This window comes from Paraburkholderia lebeckiae (assembly GCF_050436225.1).
Taxonomy (GTDB): Bacteria; Pseudomonadota; Gammaproteobacteria; order Burkholderiales; family Burkholderiaceae; genus Paraburkholderia; species Paraburkholderia tuberum.
In genome coordinates, this window is record NZ_JBNDLU010000001.1 from 2,573,345 (window position 1) to 2,596,896 (window position 23,552).

Sequence of the window (23,552 nt, forward strand, 5' to 3'; positions counted from 1 at the left end):
TCAGCTCAGATTCGATGCCCCGCGGCGAGAATCTTGCGCAGGAAGCTCTGGGTCCGCTCGTGCGTCGGATGCGTGAAGATGTCTTCGGGCTTACCTTCCTCGACGATCCTGCCGCGGTCGAAGAACAGCACGCGGTCGGCGAAGTCGTGCGCGAAGCCCATTTCGTGCGTGACGAGCAGCATCGTCATATCGGTCTCACGCGCGAGCCGCTGCATCACGTTCAGGACTTCCTCGACGAGTTCAGGGTCGAGCGCGGACGTCACTTCGTCGAACAGCATGATCCGCGGTGCGAGCGCGAGCGCCCGCGCGATCGCCACGCGCTGCTTCTGCCCGCCCGACAGTTGCGCGGGACGGCTCTTCGCCTTATCGGCCATGCCGACCATGTCGAGCAGTTCGAGCGCGCGCCTCTCCGCCGACTCACGGCTCTCGCCCTTCGTCAGCATTGGAGCGAGCGTCACGTTGTCGAGCACGCTCTTGTGCGGAAACAGATTGAAGTGCTGAAAGACCATGCCAATCTTCTCGCGCATCTTCTGCAGATGCCGTTCGTTCGCGGGCACCATCTGGCCGCCGCGCGGCATATGGAACAACTGTTCGCCGTCCACTTCGATATGGCCGCCGTCGATCGTTTCCAGCGTCATCAGGATGCGCAGGATAGTGGTTTTTCCTGATCCCGACGGACCGATCAGCGCGAGCTTCTCGCCGGGCATCACGTCGAGCGACAGTTCGTCGAGCACGGTCAGCGCGCCATATCGTTTCGTGATCCGGTCGAGCCGGATCAATGGCTTGCTCGCCGGGCTTTCGTCTTGGCGCGCCGGTGTGCTTGCGGAGGCGACCGCGCGCTCCTCGGAGGAAAGACTTGCCGGGGCGATGCCTGAAGCGCTCAACAGATCGGTAACTCGCGCAGTGTTCATATCGATTCGTTCCCGTTCGCCGTACGTGTAGTGCGAACCAGAATACGCAGCCATATTTGCGAACCAGATTGCTCTAGAACAATTCTTTTCTGCACGCGGGCAAGGGCGGTGCAGCGTGCACTGCAACAAACATGCAGCGTCCGTCGATAACGTCTCGAACATTGAACTAGCACATTCAGCGGCGTTTTTTCGCGGCATTAGACTGCAGCGAGAAATACCCGTGGCGCCGCATTCTCGTGCACCGCGCGCCACTTCCCGCAACGACGTCACGCTCAGAGAGAGGGGAAGATGTCAAATACGACGCTACACGAATCGCGAATTGAGGCGCCCGTCGTGCGCCTGCCGTTCGAACGCGACGAATACGCCGCGCGTCTCGCGAAAACGCGCAAGGCCATGCAGGCGGCCGGCATCGAATTATTGATCGTGTCGGACCCGACCAATATGGCCTGGCTCACCGGCTACGACGGCTGGTCGTTTTACGTGCATCAGTGCGTGCTGCTCGCGCTGGATGGCGAGCCGGTCTGGTTCGGCCGCGGTCAGGACGCGAACGGTGCCAAGCGCACCGTCTTCATGCAGCACGATCAGATCGTCGGCTATCCGGATCACTACGTGCAATCCACCGCGCGTCATCCGATGGACTACCTCGCGCGCGACGTGATCGCGGCGCGCGGCTGGGCCAACGCGAAGATCGGCGTCGAAATGGACAACTACTATTTCAGCGCCGCCGCTTATCGCTCGCTCGTCGCGCATTTGCCCGATGCGAAGTGGCAGGACGCAACCGGCCTCGTCAACTGGCAACGCGCGATCAAATCGCCGCGCGAGATCGAGTACATGCGCGTGGCCGCGCGCATCGTCGAGAAGATGCATGCGCATATCGTCGAGCGAATCGAGCCGGGCATGCGCAAGAATGACCTCGTCGCGGAGATCTACTCGGCAGGCATTAGCGGCATCGACGGTTATGGCGGCGACTATCCGGCGATCGTGCCGCTGCTGCCGACCGGCGCCGACGCGGCCGCCCCGCATTTGACCTGGGACGACACGCCGTTCGCGAAGGACGCCGGCACGTTCTTCGAAATTGCCGGCTGCTTCAAGCGTTATCACTGCCCGCAGTCGCGCACCGTCTACCTCGGCAAGCCGCCGAAGCATTTCATCGAAGGCGAACGCGCGGTGGTCGAAGGGATCGAGGCCGGGCTCGCCGCGGCGAAACCCGGCAATACCTGCGAGGACATCGCCAATGCGTTTTTCGCGGTGCTGCATAAATACGGCATCGAGAAGAACAGCCGCTGCGGCTATCCGATCGGCGCGAGCTATCCGCCGGACTGGGGCGAGCGCACGATGAGCCTGCGCCCTGGGGACAAGACGGTCCTCGAACCCGGCATGACGTTTCATTTCATGCCGGGTCTGTGGCTCGACGACTGGGGCCTCGAAATCACCGAGAGCATTCTGATTACGCGGACCGGCGTCGAGACCTTTTGCAGGACGCCACGCAAGCTGTTCGTCAAACCGTGATTGCGCGGGCGTCGTGCCCGCGTGAACTCGCGAAGCACGACGCCCGTTTCAACGAAAGGGGAAACATGCTTCCGAAAACGATGAAGGCCGTCGTGCTGACCGCGCACGGTGGCCTCGACAAACTGGTCTATCGCGACGACGTGCCGGTGCCCTTGTGCGCGGCTGGCGAGGTACTGATCGACGTCACCGCATGCGGTCTCAACAATACCGACGTGTGGGTCCGCCAGGGCGCCTACGGCACCGACGACGATCCGCAAGCGGTGTCGACGTGGCGACGCGGCCGCTCGACGCTGACTTTTCCGCGCATTCAGGGCGCGGATATCGTCGGACGCGTGGTCGCGGTGGGTCGCGGCGTCAGCGACGCGCGTATCGGCGAGCGCGTGATCGTCGACGCGTCGATCTACAACCGCGACGACGACAGCCTCGCCGATATCGACTACATCGGCCACGGCCGCGACGGCGGCTACGCCGAATACACGGCCGTGCCCGCGGAAAACGCGCATCGGGTCGACTGCACCTATTCCGACGCCGAACTCGCCACGTTCTGGTGCGCTTATCACACCGGCGAGCAGATGATCGAACGCGCGGCCGTCAAGCACGGCGAAACGGTGCTGATTACCGGCGCGTCCGGCGGCGTCGGCTCGGCCATCATCCAGCTATGCCGCGCGCGCGGCGCGATTCCGTATGCTGTGGTCAGCAAGGGTAAGGAAGAGGCCGTGCTAGCGCTCGGTGCGCAAGGGGTGATGCTGCGCGATAGCGGCGATTTCGTCGGGAACGTCGAACGGATGACCGAGGGGCGGGCCGTCGATGTAGTCGCCGATCTTGTCGGCGGGGCGCTGTTCGGCAAGCTGTTGAACGTGTTGCGGCCTGAGGGACGATATACGACCGCGGGCGCGATCGCGGGTCCGGTCGTGCAGCTCGATCTGCGCACGATGTATCTGAAGCAGCTGCAGTTGAATGGATCGTCGCAGGGCACGCGTGGCGCGTTCAAACGCGTGCTCGACTATATTCAGAACGGTACGATCCGGCCGGTTCTGGCGGCGACTTATCCGTTGTCGAAGTTTCACGACGCGCAGACGCGGTTTATGGAGAAGCGCTTTGTGGGAAATATCGTTGTGATTCCGGATCGGCATTATGGCGACTCGGTCGCACGCTAACGCTCGATGCAATAAAGCCGCCGGCCGCTGCAATCAATCCTCGACTGCGAACCAGGCACGCTGCGAGCCCGCCCTTCAAGGCGGGCTTTTTTCGCGCATAGCAATCGTTAATTGTTGTCAATTTACATTTTTCTTTGCCTTGAATCACTGTCCGGTCCTCCATCATTGGGGGCTGCGTAGCGAAGGCGCCGCTCAGACAAGGTGCGCCTTTCCCGAAAATTAACGCTGCTTTCAATCAAAGGAGGATTTACTCAGCATGGGCATTCCCGCACATATGTGGCTAAAGGATGACGGCGGTGCAGATATCAAGGGTTCGTCAACCGTTCAGGATCGGGAAGGAAGTATTGAACTCATCAGTTTCGGTCACGGCGTTAACCTGCCGGTTGATAACGCCAACGGGAGAATTACCGGCGCACGCACGCACTCGCCGGTTTCGTTTGAAAAAGAGTTTGATGCAGCAACGCCGTACCTTTACAAGGCCGTGGCGAAGGGGCAAACGCTGACGTCTGCGGAGATCAAGTGGTATCGCATCAACGATGCAGGAAAAGAAGAAGTCTATTTTGTGATGGCGCTCGAAGGCGTGAAAGTGTGCGGCATCAACCCCGGCATGGCCAATACCAAGCTGGCGCAGGCGTCCGCACTCAATCACGTTGAATCGGTCTCCATGATGTATGACCGTATCACGTGGCATTACCTTGATGGCAACATCAAATACACCGATTCGTGGAATGAACGCGGATGAGCGGGAGAAATGATGGCTTACACCGGTAAATTTCTCGTGGACAACAAACCCTTGTCACCGCTTACCATTAATGGCCTGGGTACATTCAATGCCTTTTCCGGTAACCACCAGTATCGCAATCGGGGCGGCTGCACGGCGTTACCTAATGACGGTCCGATACCGGCAGGCAAATATTGGATCGTTGACCGCCCCACGGACGGCATCCGTTCCCAAGTCACTGCACGGGCAAAAGACATCTTCAACTCGGCATTGGGTACGCCATCGAACCACAACGAATGGTTCGCGCTGTATCGGGATGATGGCAGCATTGATGATGTAACCTGGGTCAACGGTGTGCAACGCGGTCAGTTCCGGTTACATCCCGTAGGTGGTGCGGGGGTGTCACTTGGCTGCATTACCCTGCCAAGCCGTGTCGATTTCCTGAGAATCCGCACCGCGCTGCTGCATACCATGACGATTCCTGCCCGCCTTTCGGGACTTCGTGCCTACGGAACAATTGAGGTCATTACATATGGCAATATTTGTCCGTAGACTCTTCAAGGTGGTGCTCTTCATCGGCCTCTTCTGTCTCGCCGTGCCGTATGTCCACACGTACCCGTGGCCGATGCCTGAAAGCCAGTCCGCGATGTGGTGGCGCGCTTCACGCTGGCTCGGTGTCCGCGATCCCGAGGATTTATATTTCGCGGTTTGGGCAGCGATTGATCTGATCGTCGCCGCTTTAGCATATGTGACGATCGTGAAGCTATGGCGGTACTACCGCACGAAGCAAATAAAAACCCCGACCGCATGACATGACAGCAGCCGGGGTTCTCTTTCACCTCACTTGATCAAAGCGAAGCAGCCGGCGTAAACACCTGCGACGCCACCTCATCCACCGCCTCGCGCGTCAGCTTCACGATCTCATCCACATCGCCGCGCGACGTCACCAGCGGCGGCGCAAAGCCGAGAATGTCGCCGTGCGGCATCGCCCGCGCGATCAGTCCGCGCTGCATCGCGGCAGCCGACACACGCGGCCCGACCTTCAGCGCCGCATCGAACGGCGTGCGGACATCCTTGTCGGCCATGAACTCCAGCGCTGCCAGCATGCCCACGCCGCGCACTTCGCCGACGAGCGGATGCGAGTCGAACGCCGCATGCAATTGCTCCAGCAGATAAGCGCCGGTTTCCGCCGCATTCTGCATGAGGTTCTCGCGTTCGAGAATCTCGAGGTTGGCGAGCGCCGCCGCCGCGCAGATCGGATGGCCCGAATAGGTCCAGCCATGCCCCAACGCCCCCGATTCCTGCGATGCCTTATCGATCACGTCCCATACGCCTTCGCTGACGATCACGCCGGACAGCGGCGCGTAAGCACTCGTCAAACCCTTCGCGACAGTGATCAGATCGGGTTGAATGCCGTAGTGCTGCGCACCCATCTTCGAGCCTAGCCGGCCGAAACCGCACACCACTTCGTCGCAGATCAACAGGATGTCGTGCTTCTTCAGCACCTGCTGGATCGCGGGCCAGTAACCGGCCGGCGGCGGTACGATGCCGCCCGTGCCCATCACCGGTTCGCCGATGAAGGCCGCGATCGTATCGGCGCCTTCGCGTGCGATCAGTTTTTCGAGTTCGTCGACGCAGTACGCGACGAACTGCGTTTCATTCATACCGGCCGGCGCGCGACGATACCAGTGCGGACACACGGTGTGCTTGACGCGCTCGATCGGCAGATCGAAGAACTGGTGGAAGCTCGGCAATCCCGTGAGACTGCCGGTGACGATGCCCGAGCCGTGATAGCCGCGCTCGCGCGAAATGATCTTCTTCTTGTTCGGGCGGCCCTTCACATTGTTGTAGTACCAGACGAGCTTGATCTGCGTTTCGTTCGCGTCCGAACCGGACATGCCGTAGTACACCTTCTTCATGCCCTGCGGCGACCAGTCGATGATGCGCGACGACAGCTCGATGATCGTATCGGTGGAGTGGCCAACATACGTGTGGTAATACGCGAGTTTCTTTGCCTGCTCGTAAATCGCCTCGGCCACTTCGGTTCGGCCATAGCCGATGTTCACGCAGTAAAGACCGGCAAATGCATCGATAAAAGACTTGCCTTCATGGTCTTCGATACGGATGCCTTTCGCGCCGGTCACGATCCGGCCCGGCAGCGCGCCGCTCGCGTGATCGTGCGCGTGCGTCGACGGATGCATGAAGTGCGCGCGATCGGCGCTCAGCAGTTGATCGAATTGAGTCATGGGTCGCTCCTTCGTGTGATGTCTGGATGAATGAATCGGTAGGTTCAGGCCATTGCGTCCGTCGCCATCGCATGTGCAGCGGCACGAGCGGGGGCGCTGTCGCTGACCGGCAAGCCAAGCTGGCCAAGGCAGAAATAGCGTGTCTCGACGAACGGCTCGAAGCCTTCGACGCCGCCTTCGCGTCCAAGCCCCGACGACTTGATGCCGCCGAACGGAATCGGTGCGCCGGTGAATTTCGCGCCGTTGATGGACACCATCGCGAAGTCGAGTCGGCGGATCAGTTGAAACACGGTGTTCAGATCTTTCGCGCACACGTAGGCGGCGAGTCCATACTCGGTGTCGTTGGCGCGTTCGACCACTTCGTCGAGCGAATCGAACGGCGTGACCGCCGAGATCGGCGCGAAATTTTCTTCGTCGTAAATGCGCATGCCGGGCGCCGCATCGGCGACCACGGTCGGCTCGAAGAACCAGCCGCCGCGCTCGTGCGCCGCGCCGCCTACCGTGACACGCGCACCCTTCTCACGCGCGTCGGCGACGCGCTGCACGGTCGTGTCGAGCGCGGCCTGGTGCATCAGCGGGCCGACGTCCACGTTCGGGTCGAATGCGCCGCCCACTTTCAACGCCTTCACGGCATCGCTATATCGCGCGACGAACGCTTCATACAACGAACGCGCGACGAAGATCCGGTTTGCCGCGCAGCAGTCCTGGCCCGAGGTCTGGAACTTCGCCGCGACCGCGACGCGCACGGCCTGTTCGAGGTCCGCATCTTCGGTCACGATGAAAGGCGCGTTGCCGCCCAGTTCGAGCGCGGTCTTCTTGATGCCTGCCCGCGCGGCCGTTTGCATCACCAGCGCGCCGACACGCGTCGAGCCGGTGAAGCTGACCGAGCGCACGCGGCTATCTGAAACCAGCGTTTCCATCGCCATTTGCGGCTCGCCGAGCACGACGTTGAACACGCCGGCCGGAAAGCCCGCTTCTTCGGCGAGTTGCGCGAGCGCGAGCGCGGAGAACGGCGTCTCGTGCGCGGGCTTCGCGACCACCGTGCAACCGGCGGCGAGCGCGGCGGCGGCCTTGCGGGTGAGCATCGCGCACGGGAAATTCCACGGCGTGATCAGCGCGGCCACGCCGACCGGCTCGATGATCGTGCCCAGATGAGCGCCATCGATATGCGTCGGAATCGTGCGCCCATTCAGGCGCCGCACCTCATGCGCGAACCATTCGACGAAGCTCGCGCCATACGCAATTTCGCCGCGCGCTTCAGCAAGCGGCTTGCCCTGTTCAAGCGACAGAATCGCGGCGAGATCCTGCTGATGACGCAGAATCAGCTCATGCCAGCGCAACAGCAGCGCCGAGCGTTTGGCGACCGGCATCCAGCGCCACGTGTCGAACGCGCGCTGCGCGGCATCGACCGCCGCGGTGATCTGCGCCGCGTCGAGCATCGGCACATGGCCAAGCACTTCCTGATTCGCGGGATTCTGCACCGCGACGCTCGCGGCGCTCGCGCTATGAACCCAGCGTCCATCCACGTAGCACAGCGATTTGAATAGGACCGGATGACCCAGCAACATGACGACCTCCTGTGTGCGATGTCTGCTATCACTGTAGGTCCGGCGGCACTGCGGTTTTTTTTGTTGTCGCTTGTCGAGGGCTACGTTTTTTCTGCAATTCGCCGCATGGTTATCGTTTTTTCGGGTGTGACATTTCGCCGTACTTCGACCGCATGTAGCGCGCCACTCAGCCGTTCTCGCCAATCGACTGCTCGGCCCATTCGGGCAAGCCTTCGGCCCCGCTTTTCACCACCTTCGTGACGATATACGTGAAGTACTTTTCGATGCCCAATTCGTCGGTCAGCAACGTATCGATGAAGCGCTGATAGTGGTCGATATCGCGCGACAGCACGTGCATCACATAGTCGACACCGCCACCCGTCGCGAGGCATTGCGCGACTTCGGGCGCGGCCGCGATGCGCTCCTCGAAGCGCCGCATGTCCGGCGCGGTATGGCGCGCGAGCGTGACCTCGACCACCACGCGGCTGCCTTTGAACGCGCGCACCCAATCGATATCCGCGCGATACCCGCGAATCACGCCCTCTTCTTCGAGGCGCTTCACTCGCTCCCATGCCGGCGAAATCGACAGATTGATTTCTTCGGCGAGGCGCGACTTCGTGATGCGTCCATCGCGCGCGAGAATGCGCAAAATCGCGAGATCGTAGCGGTCGAATTTCATCGCGCGTTCAGACCGTTACCGGTATGCCCCGTTCGAGCACGTCGGCGAGCACCGCAACCGTGTCGCCGATCCGCACGAGCCCCGGAAAATGCCGCGCGGCCAGCATGCCGCCGCGTCGCGCGCGATATTCGATCGGCGCGGCGCCGGTGCGCTTCGCGTCGTAAATCCGCGCAATCACCTCGCCGCTGTCGACCATGTCGCCGAGGTCCTTGCACAGTTCGAGCAGGCCATCGTGCTCGCTCGTCGTGTAGCAGGTGCCGTCGGGCATATCGAGCAGCGTCGTCGTGCGCGGCGCGCTCGCGCTCGAGTGACCCATTGCTTCGTCTTGCCTGACGATTCCCGCGTGTTGCAGAAAGCCGCGCACACCGCGCTCCGTAATCGCAACGCTGTGCACGGTTGCCGTGCCACCACCGCCAAGCTCGGTCGACACGAACACCTTGCCCGCTTCCTCGACGGCCGTGTCGTAGAGGCCGACGCTATCGAGTTCGAGCATCCGCATCGAGTACGGCGCGCCGAATGCGCGCATCGCTGCCTCGCAGCGCGCCTGCTGGATCGCGTCGGGCAGCACGTGAATCGCGGCGAACGGCACGAAGTCGAGCGTGCGGCCACCCGCATGCAGATCGAGCACATAGTCGGCGAGCGGCAGCAGATAGCGCTGAAAATAATCGGCGATCTTCTCGGTCACGGTGCCGTCCGGCTTGCCCGGAAAGCTGCGATTCAGATTGCCGTGATCGATCGGCGACGTGCGCGTGCCCGCGCGAAACGCCGGAAAATTCATGAACGGCACGATGATCACGCGCCCGCGTACGTCACTCGCCTTCAACGTGGCGGCGAGCTTCGACAGCGCAATCGGCCCCTCGTATTCGTCACCGTGATTGCCGCCCGTTAGCAGCGCGGTCGGTCCCTCGCCGTTGCGGATCACGGTGATGGGGATCATCTCCGCGCCCCATGCCGAGACGTCGTGCGAATGAGGCAGCTTCAGGAAACCATGCTGTTCGCCGTCGGCATTGAAATCGACCGTCGGTTGAATCGGGGATGCCCGCATCTGTACTACTCCTTCGTGAGCCGCTTGCGCGGCGTATTGCCGTTCATCGCGCATCATCTAAGCGGCGCGTCGTTGCCAAATGTCGTTCCCGCCTTCGCGGCACGCGCGCGCTGCAATGCGAGCGCGGCGATAGCGGTGTCCTGCGCGCCGGTTCCGGTCAGATCGCAGATCGTCACGTCGGCGTCGCCCGTGCGGCCCGCGGCCTGTTTCGCGATCACCTGGCCCAATTCGACGATCGCCGCATCGGCACGCATCGTGCCCGCGGCGAGCGCGTGATGCAGTTCGCCGAGCACGCGCGTTTGCTGCGCGCGGTCGCATACGTAGCGCGCCGCCGCCAGCGCGGCCGGCGCGATTTCGTTCTTGTGCTCGGCGTCGGAACCCATCGCGGTGATGTGCAGCCCCGGATGCAGATCGGCGGCTTCGATCAGCGGCGTGCGGCTCGGCGTGGTGGTAATCGCGACGTCCGCTTCGGCGAGCGCGTCATGAACGCTGGCCGCGACATCGCATCGCACGCCGAGCGTGTCGTTCACTTCCGCGGAGAAACGCAGCGCACTCGCCGCGTCGCGCGCCCAGACGCGTACGTGTTCGACGCGGCGCACCAGCATCAGGGCCCGCAGTTGCAGACGCGCCTGCTCGCCCGCGCCGATCACCGCGACCTGCGGCGTGCGCGCTTTCGCGAGCCAGCGCGCCGCGACCGCGCCGGCGGCCGCCGTGCGTATCGCGGTCAGATAGCCGTTGTCGAGCAGCACCGCTTCGGTCAGCCCGGTCTTCGCCGACAACACCAGCATCAGACCATTCAGGCTCGGCAGACCGAGCGACGGGTTGTCGAAGAAGCCTGGACTGACCTTGATCGCGAAGCTGTCGAGGCGTGGCAGCCACGCGGTCTTCACGTCGACTTCGCCGTTATGCGCGGGCAGATCGAGCCGCAGGATCGGCGGCATCGCGACCGTCTCGGTCGCGAGCGCGACAAAGGCGGCTTCGATCTGATCGATGGCCGCGAGATCGAGCGGCACGAGTTTGCGAAGCTCGGCTTCGCCAAGGAGCGTGATCGAGGTCATGATGGGGTGTGTGAGTTCGGTGACGGCGCGGCTTGCGAGGATTCGTTGCCGATGATCCGCCGATGCAGATTCATATCGATGTTCGCGCCCGTCACGACGAGCACGAGCGGCCCGCGCGCGATGCGCTCAGCGGGCAGCGCGCGATCGAGCACCGCGGCAATCCCCACCGCCGCCGCGCCTTCGACGACGAGCCGTTCCTGCCGATACGCATGCGCGATGCCGCGCGCAATCGACGCCTCGTCGAGCAGCACGATCTCGTCGATCAGATCGCGCGTCAGCGCATACGTATAGCGGTTTTCGAGTCCGATGCCGCCGCCGAGCGAATCGGCGAGCGTGTCGACTTCCTCGACCAGCACCGGCTGACCGGCGGCGAGACTCGCATGCATCGCAGCGCCGCGTGCCATCGTGACGCCGGTCAAGCCAATCGTGGGATTGGTGCTTTTCGCCGCGAGCGCGATGCCGGCAAACAGCCCGCCGCCCGACAACGGCACCACGATGTTCGCGACATCGGGCAAGGCCTCGACGATTTCGAGCCCGATCGTCCCCTGTCCGGCGATCACGCGCGGATCGTCGAATGGCGGCACGTATGCATAGCCTTCTTCGCGCGCGAGCCGCAATGCTTCGTGCTCGGCCTCGTCCTGACTTTGGCCGGCAATCCGCACGTGCGCGCCGAGCGCCCGTACCGCGTCGACCTTGTTGGCGGGCACGAGGCGCGACAGACAGACGGTTGCGTCCATACCGAGCGCGCGCGCCGCATGCGCGACCGCGCGGCCATGATTACCGGTCGATGCGGTCACCACGCGAGTGCAGCCCTGCTCGGCCAACTGCGCGAGCGCATTGGTCGCGCCGCGCAGCTTGAAGCTGCCGGTCGGCTGCACGGTTTCGAGTTTCAGATAAACCGGCGTGCCCGCGTGCGCCGACAGGCTCGGCGATTCGACGAGCGGCGTACGGCATACGCGACCGTCGATACGGCTGCGCGCGCGGTAAATGTCGGCTAACGAAAGATTGATTGACGATGGAACGGACATGCACCAGGCCCTGCATCAAAGAGGTCGATTCGCTATTCGATGCGGGCACGGCTATCGGAGATAAACGCAATGACTCGCGACCGCATCGCTTTCCATGCAGCCCAGTCTAGTGTTCTAAAAAAGGATTTTTATTGTCCTAGTTCATTTCGGTCAGCGCGTTACACAATTCGCGCACCGGCGCGATCAGGTGAAATCGTGCACCTGCGGGTACTGCTCGAACACGTCGCGCATCGTTTCGAGCGCGGCGTTATAGGCGTCTTCGCTGACCTCGGCGCCGACGCAAACCCGCACCGCGTTGGGCCGGTCGGCGTCGCGCACGAGAAACGGATCGGGCGACGTGACTGCGATGTCGCGGTTGCGCAGTTCGCGCACCAGCCGATCGGTGCGCCAGTGATCGGGCACCCGCAGCCACGCCGATAGCGCCTGCGGATGCGCGCCCAGGACATATTTACCGAGCGTCTGCTGCAATTGCGACTGACGCCGCCCGAGCCGCTCGCGCTGAATTTCGACGAGCCGCGCGGCCGTGCCGTCGACGATCCAGCGCGTGGCGACCTCGGCCATCGGCGGCGTCGCCATCCAACTGCTCACGCGCAGCACGCTCTCGGCGCGCAGCGCGAGCCGGCGCGGCGTCGTCATATAACCGATGCGCAAGCCGGCCATCACCGACTTCGTAAAACTCGTGCAGTAGAACGAAAGATCCGGAATCAGGCTCGAAATCGGCGTGGAATGTTTGGCCGGCAACGGCCCGTACACGTCGTCCTCGATCACGTATACGCCATAGCGTTCGGCGATTTTCGCAATCGCGCGACGCCGCGAATCGGGCATCAACGCGACGGTCGGATTGTTCAGCGTCGGTGTGCAGACGAGCGCCGAGATGCGCTCGCTGTCGCACATCTCCTCGAAATGCTCGGGGTGAATGCCGTACTCGTCGATCTCGAGGCCCTTCAGCGTGAAGCCGAGCACGTTGGCCGAACCGATCACGCCGTGATCCGTCAGGCTTTCGCACAGCACGGTGTCGCCCGGTCCCACCAGCGAAGCGAGCGCGAGAAAAATGCCGTGGGCGGCGCCGTTCGTGACGAGCAGCGTATCGGCCGAAGCCGGCATGCCGAGCGACGCGAGCCATGCAATACCCGCCTGGCGATGATGCTCGAAGCCCGCGATCGGCCGGAACGCGCGAATCCACGGCTGATCGTCGAGCGTCGACAGCGTCGCGCAGACCTTGCGCCACATCGCATCGTGCTCGGACGTGTGAATGATGCGCGCGATCGAAAAGTCGACCACCGAACGCTCGGCCGTATCGAGCATGTAGCTCGACATCGTTTCGGTGACGCGCGCCGCGACGAAGCTGCCGCGCCCGACCTCGCAGCGGATCAGGCCTTGCCGCTCCAGTTCCTTGTACGCGTTGGTCACGGTCTGCACGCTGATCGCGAGTTCGGCGGCGACGTCGCGCTGCGGCGGCAGGCGCGCGCCCGGCGGCAGCGACGTGTTCTCGATGTCGCCGGCAATCGCCTTGACCAGTCGCTTGTATTTCGATTCCACGCCGTGCACCGCGCGCACGGCCTCGCGCCACTGCTCGATCACCGCTGCTCCTATGTTGGTGGTGGATGCTGGCTCCGTGAGGAGTCGGCGTCGTCTCGCTTAATCTCCCATAGTGCGGCAGAAACGGGGGAGGAAATTAATGTCCTAGGGCATTTAACGCGAAAAAATGTGGGGCAGGATCTCGCCAAGCGGCGCCATCCAAGGATGACGGTTGAACGAGGCCACCTATTCCAGCGTCGCCAGTTCAACATGGAAAACGCGTGAGTGGACGTTATGCGGAGGCAATCGATCATGTCACTGTCGACGGCCAAGACTTCGGCTGGCCATGCTACGAAGGATGGAGCCCTGGCGCCAACTTCGCTGCGGCTCTCGAGCCCGACTATCAAAACACGGGCTACTGCGGAAAGTTCGTGGGTGCCAAGGAGCCGTTTTATGCGTACGCTCACACGAGCTACATTTCAGCCGATGACAGTCGTGGAAGAACCTGCGGCGGCAAGCGGAACGGCAGAGGGCCGGACCAGAACGGCAGTGTCATCTCTGCGATCGGGTTTACCGACAATGCGAGCGCAACCTACCCTGCTCAATTCAAAAAGGCACTGTACTTTGGTGATCTTCTGCGGCAATGCATCTGGACCATGCAACCTCCGAACAATGTGCCCCAGACTTTCGCAAGGGGTCTGCAGGGAGGACCGGTGGATCTGAAGGCGGGCCAGAATGGCGACTTGTTCTACGTGGATCTCGTGACCAGTACGATCAGGCGAATTACACACGACTAGGAAGAAGTATCGGTGGCGCGCTACAGCAACCCCACAAAATGCGCCAGCACAAACACAACCGCGCCGCCCGCGATCAACACCAATGCATTGATACGCGTCGTCATCACGAGCACGGTCGCGATGGCCGCGGTGAGCCACGCAATCCACCCGCCTTCGAGCTCCTTGAGCAGCACATAGACGGCCGCGAGAATCAACCCGGCAGCCACCGGCCGCAACCCGGCCTGCAACGCATTCAGCCAGCGCGCGCCTTCGTGCCGGTTCCATACGTGCACGACGCCATACATCAGAAACGCAGTCGGCCCAAATAGCGCGACGGTTGCGACGAGCGCGCCACCGAGTCCGCCGACCTGATAGCCAATCAGCGTCGCGAGCAGCGAGCCAGGACCGGGCGCGAGCCGCGCGATCGCGAAGTCGCTGAGAAATTGCGCATGGGTCATCCAGTGATGCACGTCGACGACCTGCCGCTGCACTTCGGGGATGATCCCCTGCCCGCCACCGACGGTCACGATCGATAGCGGCGCGAAAACGGAAAACAGAGTGATGAGAGTTCGAGACACGACGAAAGCTTTTCCGGAATTTGACTAACGGCGATCCAAGGCGATCAGGGCTGGCGCGCCTCGCGCACGTATTCATAGCCGACGCTCAACGCCCCGGCGATCAGCACGGTCCAAACCAGCGACACGCGAAACACCGCCGCAGCCGCGAACGTCGCGAGCAGCACCAGATACGGAAACATGCGGCGCGGCAGCCGGCGTGCGGCGGTGATCGCCATCGACAGCGACAGCCCGATCGCGCCGGCCGCGGCGCCAGCGAGCGCGATATGCGTGAGAGGAAACGATGCGATCGCCGAGAAGAACGCGCCGAGCAGAATGATCACGACGGCCGCCGGAAAAATGATGCCGAAAAATCCCGCAACAGCGCCGCGCCAGCCGAGCAGCCGGTAGCCGATCCAGATCGCCAGATTCTTCACGTTGACACCGGGCAGCGCCTGCGACAACGCGAGGCCGTTGAGAAATTCGTCTTCGCTCATCCAGTGGCGGTCGTGCACGAACTCGCGCATGAACCAGCCGCTCAGTCCGCCGCCGAAACTCGTCAGACCGATGCGGGCGAAGATCAGAAAGAGGCCCAGCGAGGTCACTTCGCGCGGCGGTGGTGCGTGGTGTGGCGCGTCGTCTTCGGATCTCGATACCGGGTCGCTGACGTGTTGCCCGTGGATGCCTTTGGCCAATGCTCGTCCTTAGTCGTTTTGATCGTGCTGCGCTTGCCGCGCGCCCGGCATGATAGCCGCAGACGTCGCCGATGACGTAGCCGATGAAGCAGACGCAGCCGAAGGCGAGGAAGCCGAAGAAGGCGCCGAGGCAGCCGAAGAAGCCGCCGCCGGATGCCGCGGATCATGCAGCTCATCGGTCGACCACCCGCCGCCCAGATCGCCAAACAACGACGCCGCGTGTAGCAAGCGCGATTCCTGCACATTCAGCGCGGTCTGCCGCGTCGTCAATTGCGTCGCTTGCGCAATCGCGACCGTCGTGTAGTCGACGGTGCCCGCCTGGTATTCGTTGAACGCGATCTCCGCGCCACGATCCGCGTCGCGCACCGCCGTTTCGAGCACGAGCGCCTGCTCGGCGAGAATGCGCAGGCCGGACAGATCGTCCTCGACGTTCTGGAACGCGCCCAGCACCGTGCCGCGATAGTTGGCAACGGCCGCGTCGTAGGCCGCCTTCGCCGCGTCGACATCCGCGCTGCGCAGGCCGCCGTCGAACAGCGTCTCGGTCGCGCTGCCGCCGAGCGACCACACGTAGTTCGCGGCCTTCAGCAGACCGGACAGCGGCGACTGCGTGAATCCGGCCGCGGCCGACAGCGAGATGTCCGGGTAATACGCGGCCACCTCGACGCCGATCGCCGCATTCTGCGCGGCCATCTTGCGCTCGGCTGCGGCGATGTCGGGGCGGCGTTCGAGCAGCGTCGACGGCACGCCGACCGGCACCGAGGGCAGCGCCGGCATCGCGGTGCTATGCGTGATCGACAGTTCCTCCGGGTTCTTGCCGACCAGCACCGCGATCGCATGCGCGTTCTGCGCGCGCGCGACGCCGAGCGCGATCAGATCGGACTTCGCGGTATTCAACTGGCTGCGCGCGGTGATCACGTCGCTCGGCGGAATCGTGCCCGCGCGATCCTGCTCGGTGACGACGTCGAGATAGTGCTGATACGCGACGACCGTTTGCTGCAGCAGGTCGATGTTCGCGTCGCTGGTGCGCAGCTCGATGATCGCGGTCGCGAGCGCGACCTGCTCGGAGAGCGTCGCATTCGCGAGCGTCGCTTCGCTCGACTGCGCGGTCGCGGCGTTTTCCTCGACGCTGCGGCGCACCTGGCCCCACAGGTCCGGCGCCCAGCTCACGTTGCCTTCCAGCGAACCCGAATTGACGATGCGCGCCGCCGTACCATTGACGAAGCTTCCCGATGCACTGACCGAACCGCCGCTCGCGCGTTCGCGCGTCGCCGAACCGGTGGCGCCGATGGTCGGAAACAGGGCCGCGTGCGCGGCGCGCACTTCGGCGAGCGCTTGCTGGTAGTTCGCGTAGTCCACGCGCACGGTCTGGTTCGACACCGCGACGAGCGGTTCGAGTTCGTCGATCAACGGATCGTTGAACGCGCTCCACCATGTGCCCTTCGGGCCGGTCGCGTTCGGCTCGGCCTGGGTCCAGCCCGGCAACTCGGAGTAAGTGGCGGCCACGCTCACCTGCGGCCGGTGATAATCCGGGCCGACCATGCAGCCGGCGTTGAACAGCGCCAGCAGCGCGACGGCGAGCGTCGCGATGCTCGGCAACCCGGCGCGAGACCCTGTGATTCGTTCAGTCGCAATCTTCATCGTCATGCCTTCGTATCCGCTTGTCCCGGCTTCGCGTCGCGGTTCCAGCGCAGCCCCGCGGACCATCTGACCAGCCGTGCACGCAGACGGTCGAGATACAGATAAATCACCGGCGTCGTATAGAGCGTAAACATCTGGCTCAGGATCAGCCCGCCCATCACCGTGATACCGAGCGGCTGGCGCAGCGAGCCGCCCTGGCCCATGCCGACCGCGAGCGGCACCGCGCCGAGCACGGCCGCGAATGTCGTCATCATGATCGGCCGCAGACGGATCAGCGCGGCCGCGTGGATCGCGTCGCGCGCGGGCATCTGTTGCTGGCGCTGCAACTGGATCGCGACGTCGACCATCATGATGCCGTTCTTCTTGACGATACCGATCAGCAGGATGATGCCGATCATCGCGATCACCGAGAACGGCGTGCCGAAGATCAGCAGCGCGAGCGTCGCGCCGATGCCCGCGGATGGCAGTGTCGACAGAATCGTCAGCGGGTGGATCGAGCTCTCGTACAGCACGCCGAGCACGATGTAGACGACGCCGAGCGCCGCGAGAATCAGCAGCGGCACCACGCCCATCGACTGCGAATAGGCCGCCGCCGCGCCCGCGAACGAGCCGTGGATGCTCGCGGGCATGCCGATCTCGCGGATCGCTTCGTTGATCGCCGCGCCCGCCTGACTCAGCGACCCGCCGGCCGGCAGGTTGAACGAGATCGTCGCGGCGACGAGCCCGCTCTGGTGGTTCACCTGCGTCGACGTATGGCTGTTCCTATACGTCGTCAGCACCGACAGCGGCACCATCGTTTCGGCAGCCGTGCTGTCCGCGCTACCGGTCGAACTGCCGCCCTTGCTGTTGGCGATGCTGTTGTTGGTCGCGTTCGACTGCGCGTCCGAGTTGCGCGAGTTCGTGTTCGACGACGTGCCGGTCGTGGTCGCGGTAGTCGTCGCCGATACCGTGCCGTGCGGCATCTGTGTCGCGGCCGTGCCGGTCGGATTGCCGGCGGACGTGCTCAGATAGATCCGGTTCAGCGTCTCTGGATACTGCCAGTACTCTGGCGCGACCTCCATCACGACGAAGTACTGGTTCAGCGGGTTGTAGATCGTCGACACGGTGCGCTGGCCGAACGCGTCGTACAGGACGTTGTCGATCTGATTCGGCGCAAAACCGTAGCGCGCGGCGGTCGCGCGATTGATCGTCAGGTAGGTCTGCAGGCCGTTCTGCTGCAAGTCGGAGTTCACGTCGAGCAGCCGCCCGCGCTCCTTCGACAACGCGGCGACGAGCTTCGGCGTCCACGCAAACAGCGCGGCGGAATCGTCGCTCGTCAGCGTGTACTGGTACTCGGCAGCCGATTGCCGCCCGCCGATGCGCAAATCCTGCTGCGCCTGCAGAAAGAGCCGCGCGCCCGACACTTCGTCGAGCTTCGGCCGCAGCCGGTTGACGACCTGGGTGGCCGTTGCGTGCCGCTGCGACAGCGGCTTCAGCTCGATGAACACATTGGCGGTATTGAGCGCGCGCCCGCCGGTAAAGCCCGCGACGGACTGCACCGCCGGATCCCTTTGCACGATCGACTGCAACTGCGCGAGCTTCTTCTGCATCGCCGTGAACGAAATGCTCTGGTCGGCGATGATCTGCCCGATCACGATGCCGGTGTCCTGCTCGGGGAAGAAGGTGGCAGGCACGAGTTTGAGCATGAACACGTTGCCGACCAGCAGCGCGAACAGCAGCAGGATCACCAGCAGCGAATGATCGAGCACGGCCGTCAGCGAGCGCGCGTAGACGTCCTTGAAGCGATCGAACTGCCGCTCGATCCACCGCGCCCAACGCGCTTTCGAATGACCGGCGTTGTCGCGGCTCAGCACGTACGCGCACATCGCGGGCGTCACCGTCAACGAGATCACCAGCGAAATCAGGATCGCGATCGACAGCGTGATCGCGAACTCATGGAACATCAGTCCGACGATGCCCGGAAACAGGATGATCGGCAGAAACACCGCGATCAGCGACAGGCTCATCGAGATCACCGTGAAGCCGACCTCGCCCGCGCCCTTCAGCGCGGCCTCTTTCGGACTCAACCCCTGCTCCATGTACCGCACGACGTTTTCGAGCACGACGACCGCGTCGTCGACGACGAAGCCGGTGCCGATGGTCAGCGCCATCAGCGACAGATTGTCGATGCTATAGCCGAGCAGATACATCGGCCCAAAGGTACCGACGATCGACAGCGGCAACGCGACCGCCGGCACCAGCGTCGCGCGCGGCGACTGCAGGAAGATGAACACGACGCCGACCACCAGCAGCACCGCGATGAACAGCGTGCGCTCGGTATCGCTGACCGACGAGGTGACCGACTGCGAGCGATCGATCGCGACATCCACGTGCACGCTGCTCGGCAACGTCGCCTCGATCGCCGGCAGCACGTTGCGTATCTGCCGCACGGTGCTGACCACGTTGCTGCCCGGCATCGGATAGACGATCACGAGAATCGCCGACTTGCCGTTGAAGAGCCCCGCGTTGCGGATGTTTTCGTTCGAGTCGCGCACCTGGGCGACGTCGCGCAACTGCACCGGCGCGCCGTCGCGATACGCGACCACCAGATCGCGATACGGCGCCGCGTGCGTGATCTGATCGTTCGACGTGACCACGTAGCGCTGATCGCCGACGTCGATATGCCCCTTCGCGCTGTCGGCATTGGCCGCGCTGATCGCCGCGCGCACGTCTTCCATGCCGATCCCGTAGCTATTGAGCTTGCCCGGCTGCAACTCGACACGCACGCTCGGCAACGCGCCGCCGCCGAGCGTGATCTGGCCGACGCCCTGCACCTGCGACAGCTGCTGCTGGATCACCGAATCGGCGGAGTCGTAGAGCTGCGCTTTGGTCAGCGTGTCCGACGTCAGCGACAGCACCGTGATCGGCGCGTCGGCCGGGTTGTACTGGCGGTAGCTCGGATTGCTGCGCAAGGTGGTGGGCAGATCGGCGCGCGCGGCCTGGATCGCCGCCTCGACGTCGCGCGCGGCGCCATTGATGTCGCGCTTCAGACCGAACTCGACGATGATCATCGACGAGCCCGCGTAGCTGATCGAGGTCAGCTCCGCGACGTCGGCGATCGTCGCGAGCCGCCGCTCGAGCGGCTCGGCCACCGTCGACGCCATGATGTTCGGGCTCGCGCCGGCCATGTTGGCCTGCACGACGATCACCGGAAATGCGATGTTCGGCAGCGGCGCGACCGGCATGCGGAAATACGCGAGCATGCCGGAGATCAGGATCGCGATCGCGAGCAGCGTCGTCGCGACCGGCCGCCGGATGAAGATCGCCGGGATGTTCACCGCGAGCCCTCCGCGCCGCCTTCCGGCGGGCGCCCGCCCGGCTCGTCGCCGCCGTTGCGCTTGGCGCGCTCGGCGCGCCAGCGGTTCACGCGCGTGGCCATACGGTCGAAGAACAGATAGATCACCGGCGTCGTGAACAGCGTCAGCACCTGGCTCAGCGTCAGGCCGCCGATGATCGCGAGACCGAGCGGCCGGCGCAGTTCCGAACCGGTGCCGGTGCCGAGCAGCATCGGCAGTGCGCCGAGCATCGCGGCGAGCGTCGTCATCAGGATCGGCCGGAAACGCAGCAGCGACGCCTCGAAAATCGCATCACGCGGCGCCTTGCCATGATTGCGTTCGGCATCGAGCGCGAAGTCGACCATCATGATCGCGTTCTTCTTGACGATGCCGATCAGGAGCACGATGCCGATGATGCCGATCACGTCGAGATCCATACCGGCGAGCATCAGCGAGAGCAGCGCGCCGATACCGGCCGACGGCAGCGTCGACAGGATCGTGACCGGATGGATGAAGCTCTCGTACAGCACGCCGAGCACGATATACACGGCAACGAGCGCCGCGATCAGCAGATAGACCTCGCTGGACAGCGAATCCTCGAACGCCGCGGTCGCGCCTTGCAGCGACGACGTGATCGACGGCGGCAGGTCGATCGCCTGCTCGGCCTGGTGAATCTCCTTGACCGCGGTGCTCAGCGATGCGCCCTTCGCGAGATTGAACGACACCGTCACCGACGGAAACTGCGCGAGATGGCTGATCACGAGCGGCGCCTTCGCAATCTGGATCTTCGCGATGCCGGAAAGCGGCACCTGACCCGTGCTGCTGGTCTGGCTCGGCAGATAGAGATTGCCGATCGACTGCACGGTCGGCATCGTTTCAGGCTTCGCGACCAGAATCACGCGGTACTGGGCCGATTGCTCGAAGATCGTCGACACGATGCGCTGGCCGAGCGCGTCGTACAACGCGTTGTCGATCGTCGCGGGCGTGATGCCGAAGCGCGCGGCCAGTTGCCGGTTCACTTCGACGTTCACGCTGAGGCCGTCGCTGTTCAGATCGCTCTGCACGTCCGACAGCGACGGAATCTGCTTCAGGCGCGCGACGAGTTCCGGCACGTACTTCTGGAACGCCTGCTGGCTCGGTCCGCGCAACACGAAGCTGTACTGGTTCGGCGACACTGTCGTGTCGAGCGTCAGGTCCTGCTCGGGCTGCATGAAGAGCTTCACGCCCGGCACGTGCGCGACTTCCTGCGCGAGCCGTCGTGCGATTTCCTGGGCGTTGTCCGAGCGCTGGTCGCGCTCGCGCAGATTGATCAGGAAGCGACCGTTGTTCAGCGTCGCATTCGTGCCGTCGATCCCGACGTACGACGTCAGCGATACCACGTCCGGGTCTTTCAGGATCGCATCGGCGAGCGCGCTCTGGCGCTGCACCATCGCCGCGTACGACACCGAGTTGTCGGCGACGCTGATGCCCTGGATCACGCCGACGTCCTGCACCGGAAACAGTCCCTTCGGAATCACCACATACAGGATGCCGGTCAGCACCACGGTGGCGATCGCGACCATCAGCGTCAGCGTCTGATGATCGAGCACCCAGCGCAGGCCGCGCTCGTAGGCGGCGAGCGTCTTGTCGAACAGGCCCTCGCTGATGCGCTCGAAGCGGCTCGGATGGCGCTCGGCCTGCGCGCGCAGCATCCGCGCGCACAGCATCGGCACCACCGTCAGCGACACGACCGCCGAAATCACGATCGTGACCGCGAGCGTCACCGCGAACTCGCTGAACAGCCGCCCGATCACGCCGCCCATGAACAACAGCGGAATCAGCACCGCGATCAGCGAAACAGTCAGCGACAGGATCGTGAAGCCGATCTGCCCGGCGCCTTCGAGGGCGGCTTCGAGCGGCGACATGCCCTCTTCGAGATAGCGCACGATGTTCTCGATCATCACGATCGAGTCGTCGACCACGAAGCCGGTCGCGATGATCAACGCCATCAGCGACAGGTTGTCGATCGAGTAGTTGAGCTGGTACATCACCGCGAGCGTGCCGATCAGCGAGACCGGCACCGAGATGCTCGGAATCAGCGTGGCGGGCACGTTGCGCAGGAACACGAAGATCACCGCGACGACCAGCACGATCGCGAGAATCAGTTCGAACGCGGCGTCCCCGACCGACGCGCGGATCACGCCGGTGCTGTCCGACACCACGGTCACTTTCATGCCGGCCGGCAACGTCGATTCGAGCTGCGGCAGCTCCTTCATGATCTGGTTGACCGTCTGGATCACGTTCGCGCCCGGCTGGCGCTGCACGTTCAGCACGATTGCGGGCGAGCCGTTGTACCAGGCACCGCGCTCGACGTCCTGGGCGGCCTGGCTCACGCGCGCGACGTCGCGCATGAATACGGGCGAGCCGTTCTGGTAGGCGATTACGGTGTCGAGGTAGTCCTTCGGATCGGTGATCTGATCATTGCCGTTGATCGTGTAGTCGAGATCGGGGCCGTCGAAATTGCCCTTCGGCTGGCTCACGTTCACATAGCTCAGCAGCGTGCGCAGATCGTCGATGTTCAGACCGTAGGCGGCGAGCTTGTGCGGGTCGGCTTCGACGCGGATCGCGGGCACGTTGCCGCCGCTCGTCGTCACGACGCCGACGCCCGCCACTTCCGAGATCTTCGTGCCGAGGCGGTTGTTCGCGACGTCCTCCAGTTGCGTCAGCGACATCGACTTCGAGGTGACCGCGAGCGTCAGAATGGGCTGGTCGGCAGGATTGACCTTTGCGTAGGTCGGCGGTGCCGGCAAGCCCGACGGCAGATAGCTGTTCGCCGCGTTGATCGCCTGCTGCACGTTCTGCTCGGCGATGTCGAGGTTCAGCGACAGATCGAACTGCAGCGTGATCACCGACGCCCCGTCCGAACTGTACGAGGTCATCTGCTGCAGGCCCGGAATCTCGCCGAGCTGCACCTCGAGCGGCGCGGTCACGGTGGTCGCCATCACGGTCGGGCTCGCGCCCGGATAAAAGGTCTGCACCTGAATCGTCGGATAGTCGACGTTCGGCAGCGACGATACCGGCAGCACGCGCATCGCGATCAGACCGACGAGCACGAGCGCGATCATCAACAGCAGCGTCGCGACCGGGCGAAGAATGAACAGGCGGGAAATGTTCATC

The 23,552-nt window shown here is 63.7% G+C and carries 19 protein-coding genes; 6 read left to right on the plus strand and 13 right to left on the minus strand.

Annotated features, from left to right (window positions below; genetic code table 11):
* Positions 1–5: 5 nt before the first annotated feature.
* The gene (gene ehuA / locus OKW45_RS12045; RefSeq protein ID WP_018423793.1) at positions 6–911 is read right to left on the minus strand and encodes an ectoine/hydroxyectoine ABC transporter ATP-binding protein EhuA; all 906 of its coding nucleotides are present in this window, start codon (positions 909–911) and stop codon (positions 6–8) included.
* Between the two features lie 288 nt (positions 912–1,199).
* Between ehuA and doeA the strand changes: the two genes are divergently transcribed.
* The 5 genes from doeA (at position 1,200) to OKW45_RS12070 (ending at position 5,109) form a co-directional block, all read left to right on the plus strand.
* On the plus strand, positions 1,200–2,420 hold the full coding sequence (doeA, locus tag OKW45_RS12050) for an ectoine hydrolase DoeA (RefSeq protein WP_429468295.1): 1,221 nt from the start codon (positions 1,200–1,202) through the stop codon (positions 2,418–2,420).
* Positions 2,421–2,485: 65 nt separating this feature from the next.
* Positions 2,486–3,577, plus strand: coding sequence for an alcohol dehydrogenase family protein (locus OKW45_RS12055; protein WP_429468298.1), 1,092 nt, complete (start codon positions 2,486–2,488; stop codon positions 3,575–3,577).
* Between the two features lie 256 nt (positions 3,578–3,833).
* A complete protein-coding gene (locus OKW45_RS12060) occupies positions 3,834–4,319 on the plus strand; it encodes an Hcp family type VI secretion system effector (protein WP_429468301.1) in 486 nt (161 codons plus the stop codon).
* Between the two features lie 12 nt (positions 4,320–4,331).
* Positions 4,332–4,850: a DUF2778 domain-containing protein gene (locus tag OKW45_RS12065; protein WP_429469360.1), complete on the plus strand. Its 519-nt coding sequence runs from the start codon at positions 4,332–4,334 to the stop codon at positions 4,848–4,850.
* Complete coding sequence (locus OKW45_RS12070) at positions 4,831–5,109, plus strand: hypothetical protein (RefSeq protein ID WP_429468305.1); 279 nt, start codon at positions 4,831–4,833, stop codon at positions 5,107–5,109. The genes OKW45_RS12065 and OKW45_RS12070 overlap by 20 nt, the downstream gene beginning before the upstream one ends.
* A 37-nt stretch (positions 5,110–5,146) precedes the next feature.
* On the opposite strand, the gene OKW45_RS12075 is transcribed toward OKW45_RS12070, so the two are convergent.
* The 7 genes from OKW45_RS12075 to ehuR form a co-directional block, all read right to left on the minus strand.
* Positions 5,147–6,544, minus strand: coding sequence for an aspartate aminotransferase family protein (locus OKW45_RS12075; RefSeq protein WP_429468308.1), 1,398 nt, complete (start codon positions 6,542–6,544; stop codon positions 5,147–5,149).
* Positions 6,545–6,588: 44 nt separating this feature from the next.
* Positions 6,589–8,112: an NAD-dependent succinate-semialdehyde dehydrogenase gene (locus tag OKW45_RS12080; protein ID WP_429468311.1), complete on the minus strand. Its 1,524-nt coding sequence runs from the start codon at positions 8,110–8,112 to the stop codon at positions 6,589–6,591.
* A 166-nt stretch (positions 8,113–8,278) separates the two neighbouring features.
* On the minus strand, positions 8,279–8,770 hold the full coding sequence (locus OKW45_RS12085; protein WP_018423799.1) for an Lrp/AsnC family transcriptional regulator: 492 nt from the start codon (positions 8,768–8,770) through the stop codon (positions 8,279–8,281).
* Between the two features lie 7 nt (positions 8,771–8,777).
* Complete coding sequence (gene doeB, locus OKW45_RS12090) at positions 8,778–9,815, minus strand: N(2)-acetyl-L-2,4-diaminobutanoate deacetylase DoeB (protein ID WP_429468314.1); 1,038 nt, start codon at positions 9,813–9,815, stop codon at positions 8,778–8,780.
* Positions 9,816–9,868: 53 nt separating this feature from the next.
* Positions 9,869–10,873: a cyclodeaminase gene (locus OKW45_RS12095; RefSeq protein ID WP_429468317.1), complete on the minus strand. Its 1,005-nt coding sequence runs from the start codon at positions 10,871–10,873 to the stop codon at positions 9,869–9,871.
* Complete coding sequence (gene eutB / locus OKW45_RS12100) at positions 10,870–11,901, minus strand: hydroxyectoine utilization dehydratase EutB (RefSeq protein WP_429468320.1); 1,032 nt, start codon at positions 11,899–11,901, stop codon at positions 10,870–10,872. The genes OKW45_RS12095 and eutB overlap by 4 nt, the downstream gene beginning before the upstream one ends.
* A 183-nt stretch (positions 11,902–12,084) precedes the next feature.
* Positions 12,085–13,482, minus strand: a complete 1,398-nt coding sequence (gene ehuR / locus OKW45_RS12105; protein ID WP_429468323.1) for a MocR-like ectoine utilization transcription factor EhuR — start codon at positions 13,480–13,482, stop codon at positions 12,085–12,087.
* 218 nt (positions 13,483–13,700) lie between these two features.
* Here ehuR and OKW45_RS12110 point away from each other — a divergent pair, with 218 nt between their 5' ends.
* Positions 13,701–14,216, plus strand: a complete 516-nt coding sequence (locus OKW45_RS12110; RefSeq protein WP_429468326.1) for a PQQ-dependent sugar dehydrogenase family protein — start codon at positions 13,701–13,703, stop codon at positions 14,214–14,216.
* A 20-nt stretch (positions 14,217–14,236) separates the two neighbouring features.
* Here the strand turns inward: OKW45_RS12110 and OKW45_RS12115 are convergent, their stop codons facing one another.
* From OKW45_RS12115 to OKW45_RS12135, 5 genes are read right to left on the minus strand one after another with little or no spacing between them, the layout of a single operon-like run.
* On the minus strand, positions 14,237–14,773 hold the full coding sequence (locus OKW45_RS12115) for a chromate transporter (RefSeq protein ID WP_429468329.1): 537 nt from the start codon (positions 14,771–14,773) through the stop codon (positions 14,237–14,239).
* A gap of 44 nt (positions 14,774–14,817) precedes the next feature.
* Positions 14,818–15,444, minus strand: coding sequence for a chromate transporter (locus OKW45_RS12120; protein WP_429468332.1), 627 nt, complete (start codon positions 15,442–15,444; stop codon positions 14,818–14,820).
* 9 nt (positions 15,445–15,453) lie between these two features.
* Complete coding sequence (locus OKW45_RS12125) at positions 15,454–17,088, minus strand: efflux transporter outer membrane subunit (RefSeq protein ID WP_429468335.1); 1,635 nt, start codon at positions 17,086–17,088, stop codon at positions 15,454–15,456.
* Positions 17,085–20,399, minus strand: coding sequence for an efflux RND transporter permease subunit (locus OKW45_RS12130; RefSeq protein WP_429468338.1), 3,315 nt, complete (start codon positions 20,397–20,399; stop codon positions 17,085–17,087). Before OKW45_RS12130 ends, OKW45_RS12125 begins: the two co-directional genes overlap by 4 nt.
* Positions 20,396–23,551, minus strand: a complete 3,156-nt coding sequence (locus OKW45_RS12135) for an efflux RND transporter permease subunit (RefSeq protein ID WP_429468341.1) — start codon at positions 23,549–23,551, stop codon at positions 20,396–20,398. The genes OKW45_RS12130 and OKW45_RS12135 overlap by 4 nt, the downstream gene beginning before the upstream one ends.
* Position 23,552 lies beyond the last annotated feature (1 nt).

What these genes read in the sequence shown, in the direction of transcription:
- OKW45_RS12055 (WP_429468298.1), top strand. Translation starts at nt 2,486, where the DNA reads ATGCTTCCGAAAACGATGAAGGCCGTCGTGCTGACCGCGCACGGTGGC.
- OKW45_RS12065 (WP_429469360.1), top strand. Translation starts at nt 4,332, where the DNA reads ATGGCTTACACCGGTAAATTTCTCGTGGACAACAAACCCTTGTCACCG.
- OKW45_RS12125 (WP_429468335.1), bottom strand. Translation starts at nt 17,088, where the DNA reads ATGACGATGAAGATTGCGACTGAACGAATCACAGGGTCTCGCGCCGGG.
- ehuA (WP_018423793.1), bottom strand. Translation starts at nt 911, where the DNA reads ATGAACACTGCGCGAGTTACCGATCTGTTGAGCGCTTCAGGCATCGCC.
- OKW45_RS12085 (WP_018423799.1), bottom strand. Translation starts at nt 8,770, where the DNA reads ATGAAATTCGACCGCTACGATCTCGCGATTTTGCGCATTCTCGCGCGC.
- OKW45_RS12095 (WP_429468317.1), bottom strand. Translation starts at nt 10,873, where the DNA reads ATGACCTCGATCACGCTCCTTGGCGAAGCCGAGCTTCGCAAACTCGTG.
- eutB (WP_429468320.1), bottom strand. Translation starts at nt 11,901, where the DNA reads ATGTCCGTTCCATCGTCAATCAATCTTTCGTTAGCCGACATTTACCGC.
- OKW45_RS12060 (WP_429468301.1), top strand. Translation starts at nt 3,834, where the DNA reads ATGGGCATTCCCGCACATATGTGGCTAAAGGATGACGGCGGTGCAGAT.
- OKW45_RS12135 (WP_429468341.1), bottom strand. Translation starts at nt 23,551, where the DNA reads ATGAACATTTCCCGCCTGTTCATTCTTCGCCCGGTCGCGACGCTGCTG.
- OKW45_RS12070 (WP_429468305.1), top strand. Translation starts at nt 4,831, where the DNA reads ATGGCAATATTTGTCCGTAGACTCTTCAAGGTGGTGCTCTTCATCGGC.
- doeB (WP_429468314.1), bottom strand. Translation starts at nt 9,815, where the DNA reads ATGCGGGCATCCCCGATTCAACCGACGGTCGATTTCAATGCCGACGGC.
- OKW45_RS12075 (WP_429468308.1), bottom strand. Translation starts at nt 6,544, where the DNA reads ATGACTCAATTCGATCAACTGCTGAGCGCCGATCGCGCGCACTTCATG.
- doeA (WP_429468295.1), top strand. Translation starts at nt 1,200, where the DNA reads ATGTCAAATACGACGCTACACGAATCGCGAATTGAGGCGCCCGTCGTG.
- OKW45_RS12080 (WP_429468311.1), bottom strand. Translation starts at nt 8,112, where the DNA reads ATGTTGCTGGGTCATCCGGTCCTATTCAAATCGCTGTGCTACGTGGAT.